This is a genomic window from Novosphingobium sp. B-7, assembly GCF_000410615.1.
GTDB lineage: Bacteria > Pseudomonadota > Alphaproteobacteria > Sphingomonadales > Sphingomonadaceae > Novosphingobium > Novosphingobium capsulatum.
The window spans coordinates 1-4,839 of record NZ_KE148367.1 but is presented as its reverse complement, the minus strand read 5'-3'; the positions used below and the strand labels follow the sequence as shown (position 1 = coordinate 4,839).

Below are 4,839 nucleotides of genomic sequence, written 5' to 3'. Positions count from 1 at the left end.
GCTGCGCCCGGCCGGGTGGGACAGCGCGTTTCTGCACCCGCACGACATGCGCTTTTACGGGCGCGACCGCATCATGCCCGCAGGCGGCTTTGCCCGCCTGGTGGGAGAAACGCACTTCGCCCCGCCCGCGCCGGGCCAGGGCCGCTATGTGACCGATGCGGCGATGACCGACGTGATCCTCGACACGTTGCAGGCCGCCAGCGCGCCGACGCTGCTCTATGCCGTGACGATCGAGAACCACGGCCCCTGGGCAGGCGATGGCCAGGAAGAACTGGTGCCGGGCTATCTGCGCCTGGTGCGCAACAGCGATGCCATGCTGGCGCGCCTGGCCGAAGGCCTTGCCGCACTGGCAAGGCAACGCGGAAAGCCGGCTGCGCTGGTGTTCTTCGGCGATCACTGCCCCAGCATTCCCGGCGCCACCACGCCGGCTGGCAAGCGCCATACGCCCTTTGTCATCATGCGGTTCGACGGTGCAGGGCAGCCGATGCGCGGCGATGACACTGCGGCAGACCTGACGCCTGCCGGCCTGCACCACGCCATCCTCGACATGATGCTCGAACCCGCGCGCTAGCGCACCTTGCACTCAAGCCGGCGGCGCGAGCGACAGCAGCAACCGGTCGCGCCAAGCGCGTGGCAACAGCCGATCCAACCAGCGCAGCACCACGAAGGGCCAGGGCAGCACGAGGTGCGCGCGTCCCTGCTCGGCCGCGCGCACGATGCGATCGGCAACCACGTCGGGCGCCATCAGCATCGGCTTGGGACCGGGCACCTCGCGCCCGGCCGCCGTATCGATGAAACCCGGTGATACCAGCGTGACGCTGACCCCATGGCCGCGCAGCGCCAGGCGCAGTGCATCGGCAAACCGTGCCAGGCCTGCCTTGGTGCCGGCATAGGCCGTGGCAAAGGGCAAGGAATGAAACCCGGCGGCCGAACCGATCACGACGATGCGCCCCTTGCCCCGTGCTGCCATGGCCTGGCCCATCGCGGCAGCCAGCGTGGCCGGGCCGGTGAAATTAACCAAGGCCAGCTCTGTCACCAGGCCAGGTTGCTCCACACGGTCATCAGCGGCGCGAATGTCACCGCGCCCTTGGGCAAAGACCACCATGTCGAACGGCGTGGCCGCATCGTCTGCCGCGATCGCGGCCAGGGCGGCGGCAATATCGCACAGGTCCAGCGAACGCGTCTGCGTCACAGCCCCTGCCGCACTGCACAATGTTGCGGTATTTTGCAGGCGCACAAGGTCTCTGCCCCACAGCACAAGCAGGGTATCCGGCCCGGCAAGACGCTGCGCGATTGCCGTGCCCAATCCCCCCGACGCCCCCACAATTAAAACCGATTTGGAGTAATTAACCACCGGTATTATGTCCTTTTTGTAACGGCTTCCGGTCGTCGCAAGGAACTAGCATTTAGCAGCATCAATGCTTGACAATGCATGGGCGATGATGTCCAGCATCATCAAGATGCTTTCTTCCGAAAACATACCGCAGCGCATCAGGCTGTTTCGCAGTGACGGCCTTGAGCGCCTGACGCTGATTTCGTGGCGCACGTTCGCTCTCGCCTGGGCGATGATTCTGCCTGGCATTGCCTGGGTTGCCTGGGGCACGGCCAGCCCGCTTCACGCGCTGGGTCTGATCGGTGCCGGCCTGCTGGGCTGGACGTTGTTCGAATATGCCATGCACCGCTTCCTGTTCCACTGGCATGTCGATGTCGCGGCGGTGCAGCGATTCGTGTTCCTGATCCACGGCAACCACCACGACAATCCCAACGACGGGCTGCGCGATCTCATGCCGCTCCCGGCCAGCCTGCCGGTGGCGGGCGTGTTGTGGCTGGCCGCGTGGCTGGCGATCGGACCGGCGGGCAGTTGGCTGTTCCTCGGCTTTATCAGCGGCTACGTGGTCTATGACACGCTGCACTATGCCTGCCACCAGTGGCCGATGCGCGGCCGCTTCGCCATGGCGCTCAAGCGGCACCACATGCGCCACCACTTCGTGGATGGGCACGGCAATTATGCCGTCTCGGCGATCTTCTGGGATCGGGTGTTCGCCACCAGGATCACGTCGCTCAAGTGACACAGCTTAAATGACGCAAATGGCAGGTGATCGCCAACCTTCGCAATGGCAGCAGACAGTCAATGCCCGCGGCTGGAAAGTGCCGCTGCTGGGCAAGTCGCTCTATCAGATCGGCAAGGAGCTGCGGCCCAAGATCGATGGGGTGATCATGCGCAACTCGCTGATCCCCGACGCGGCGGTGCAGGACAAGGCGTTCTTCCCCTGGATCGCGCAGCTTGAACAGCACTGGGAAGCCATTCGCGACGAAGCCCTGGCGATTCGCGCCAAGGACATCCCATCGCTTGGCGATCTGTCGTTCGACCATGGCCGCATCGCGAAGGACCGCCGCTGGCGCACGTTCTTCTTGAAGGGCTATGGCTATCGCATGGCCGCCAACGCCGCGCGCGCGCCGATCACCGCCCGCCTGATCGAAGCGATTCCCGGCCTCGTCACTGCCAATTTCTCGGTCATGGAGGCAGGCGGCCACATTCCCCGCCATTTCGGCATGACCAAGGGCATGCTGACCTACCACCTCGCGCTCAAGGCCCCGCGCGAGCGCGAGAAGTGCCGCATGAACCTCGAAGAGGGCGAGCGGCTGCACGTGCTTCATTGGGAAGACGGCCAGTCGTTCCTGTTCGATGACATGTTCAACCACGAGGTGTGGAACGAAACCGACGAGGATCGCTATATCCTGCTGATTCAGATCAAGCGCCCCTGCCGCTTTACCGGCAATCTCATCCAGAACATCTTCCTCAAGGCGGTGCGCCACTCACGCTTCGTCAAAGACATCACCCGCGCGATCAACCGCCAGGCCGCCAACCGCGACAATCCGCTGGCCTGACCCGGCTGCATCGGGGCGGCGTCAATTCAGGTAACTGGGCTACTCGACTGTGGTGGATCTGCGGCCAGTGTCATGGCTCAAACCCGGGGTCCCGCTTCTTCTTGAAGCCTCGCTCTGCAATCGAGTCTCGTCCGGGCTTCAAGATTATGTGACACGATGCCCACCAAGGCACGAAGGAAGGATGAAAAGGCACTTCTTCGTGTCTTAGTGTGAATTTGCAAGAGATCAGACCGCCGCTGCCGTTGCGCAGACTAGCCATGCGTCAGCCCGGGAGCCGCGCCAGTGCCGCGATGACGGTGTCGAGGTGTTCGTCCCACGTGGGATTGTGCCAGGCGGGAATGCGGCGCAGCTGTGCCTGGCGCATGGGCCCGTCTTGAACAAAATCCACGATCGCCCGGGTCCAGGCCGGCCCGTCGAGCGGATCGAGATAGTCAGCCACGGCGCCGCCCACCTCACGCAAGGCGGCGATATCGCTGCACAGCGCCGGCGTGCCCACTGCCAGTGCCTCGGCCACCGGCATGCCATAGCCTTCGGCGAACGAGGGCATCAGCAGCCCCTTCGCGCCGCGCAGCACGGCCGATAGCTGGCGATCGGGGCAACCGCTCCATTCCTCGACATGGCCCTTGAGCGCCGGACACCGCTCCAAGAGGTCGACCACCTGCTCGTTCTCCCAGCCGCGCCGGCCGATGATCACCAGCTTGGGCACGCGGCCGGCTGGCAAGGTTTCGGCCAGATGGCGCCAGAGATGCAGCAGCAGCAGGTGGTTCTTGCGCGGCTCGATCGTGCCCAGGCAGACGAAATAGGGGCGGCCATCACCCGTCCACGGCGCCGCCGGCACCATCGGCACGGTGCCGAGCAGCGCCACCGCCATCGCGATAGATCGGCCCGAGCGCGCGATCCACGGCTGCATCGCGCGTCCGGTCGCGGCCGAATTGACGATCACAAGATCAGCCAGGCTGGTTACCGTCTCGATCCGGCGCTGATGCAGGGCCGCGCCATCGGGCCGGGCATATTCGGGAAATTCCATGGGGATGAGATCATGGACCAGGCAGGCGAACTGCGCGTTCTCCTGCGCCAGGATGCGGCGGATCTTGCCCGCCTTGGCCAGGTGGTGCGGTGAAACCTGGATATAGACCGCGCGCGCCCCCCTGCCCCGCGCCCGCCGGGGCAGAAGCTGGAACAGCAAGGGCAGGTTCGATGTGACCGAGCGCCGTTCGGGGCTGTTTTCCTCGCGCGACCAGCGGCGTTCCAGCTCGTCGAAATAGGGCAGGATCGCCTCGCGGCGCAGGCGGCCATAGAGCCCGATGGGATGGACCGCAGCAAATTCCAGCCCATCGCCAAAGCGCGCCAGCAGGCCGCGCACATAGGCCATTTCCACACGATCCACCCCCGACGGCGTCGAATAGTGCATCCGGGAAATGAGCCGGGAAACATCGAGGATTATCTGGGTCATCGCGTTTTCCAGGTCATCGCAGGGCTGCCATGATCCGCCCCTGGATGCGGCGCAAGGGGGCGATCCAGCGCAGGCGGTTGGTGGCGCGGGCGGTCGCCATGCGGCCCACCAGCACTTCGGGCGGGCATGGCAGGCCAGTCACCGGATCGAGATAGCGCGGATAGAGAATCAGCACGCCCGCCACCAGCGCATCGAGCGACAGCGCCCGCCCGCGCCGATCGGGCACCGGCGCCAGATCGCGCGTCAGCCCCCAGCCGGCATAGAACGGCGTGCCATGGCACACCACCGCGCGCCCGCGCATCAGGGCCTCGAACCCGGCCAGCGAGGTGAGGACATGCACGGCATCGACCGCATCGAGCAAGGGCGCCATGCCCCCACCCCGCACCACGCGATCCGCATGGGCCAGGATCACCGCATCGGGCACGGCGCCGCGGCGATGCCCGGCATCGACATCGGGATGGGGCCGAAACCAGATTTCGGCGTCGGGTTCTGCCTGG

The 4,839-nt window shown here is 65.6% G+C and carries 5 protein-coding genes and 1 pseudogene; 3 read left to right on the top strand and 3 right to left on the bottom strand.

Annotated elements, in window-relative coordinates; all coding sequences use genetic code 11:
* Nucleotides 1-571, top strand: a 571-nt coding sequence (locus H926_RS34790) for a sulfatase-like hydrolase/transferase (RefSeq protein WP_237741060.1), incomplete at its 5' end; no start/stop codon positions are given.
* A gap of 12 nt (nucleotides 572-583) precedes the next feature.
* Here H926_RS34790 and H926_RS0114945 read toward each other — a convergent pair.
* Nucleotides 584-1,354, bottom strand: coding sequence for an SDR family oxidoreductase (locus H926_RS0114945; protein WP_051146387.1), 771 nt, complete (start codon nucleotides 1,352-1,354; stop codon nucleotides 584-586).
* Nucleotides 1,355-1,439: 85 nt separating this feature from the next.
* Here H926_RS0114945 and H926_RS0114940 point away from each other — a divergent pair, with 85 nt between their 5' ends.
* Both H926_RS0114940 and H926_RS0114935 read left to right on the top strand, forming a co-directional pair.
* Complete coding sequence (locus tag H926_RS0114940) at nucleotides 1,440-2,069, top strand: sterol desaturase family protein (RefSeq protein ID WP_237741059.1); 630 nt, start codon at nucleotides 1,440-1,442, stop codon at nucleotides 2,067-2,069.
* A gap of 10 nt (nucleotides 2,070-2,079) precedes the next feature.
* Nucleotides 2,080-2,889 (top strand): aspartyl/asparaginyl beta-hydroxylase domain-containing protein, encoded by an 810-nt coding sequence (locus tag H926_RS0114935; RefSeq protein ID WP_237741058.1) that lies wholly within the window; start codon nucleotides 2,080-2,082, stop codon nucleotides 2,887-2,889.
* A 262-nt stretch (nucleotides 2,890-3,151) separates the two neighbouring features.
* Here H926_RS0114935 and H926_RS0114930 read toward each other — a convergent pair whose 3' ends face one another.
* Together H926_RS0114930 and H926_RS27850 are read right to left on the bottom strand one after the other, a co-directional pair.
* Complete coding sequence (locus H926_RS0114930; RefSeq protein ID WP_028658051.1) at nucleotides 3,152-4,342, bottom strand: glycosyltransferase family 1 protein; 1,191 nt, start codon at nucleotides 4,340-4,342, stop codon at nucleotides 3,152-3,154.
* Between the two features lie 13 nt (nucleotides 4,343-4,355).
* A pseudogene (locus H926_RS27850) lies at nucleotides 4,356-4,839 on the bottom strand (beta-3-deoxy-D-manno-oct-2-ulosonic acid transferase); the annotation flags it as partial.

Bases quoted from the DNA above. Each gene is read 5' to 3' on its own strand.
- H926_RS0114940 (WP_237741059.1), top strand. From the start codon at position 1,440: ATGATGTCCAGCATCATCAAGATGCTTTCTTCCGAAAACATACCGCAG.
- H926_RS0114935 (WP_237741058.1), top strand. From the start codon at position 2,080: ATGACGCAAATGGCAGGTGATCGCCAACCTTCGCAATGGCAGCAGACA.
- H926_RS0114930 (WP_028658051.1), bottom strand. From the start codon at position 4,342: ATGACCCAGATAATCCTCGATGTTTCCCGGCTCATTTCCCGGATGCAC.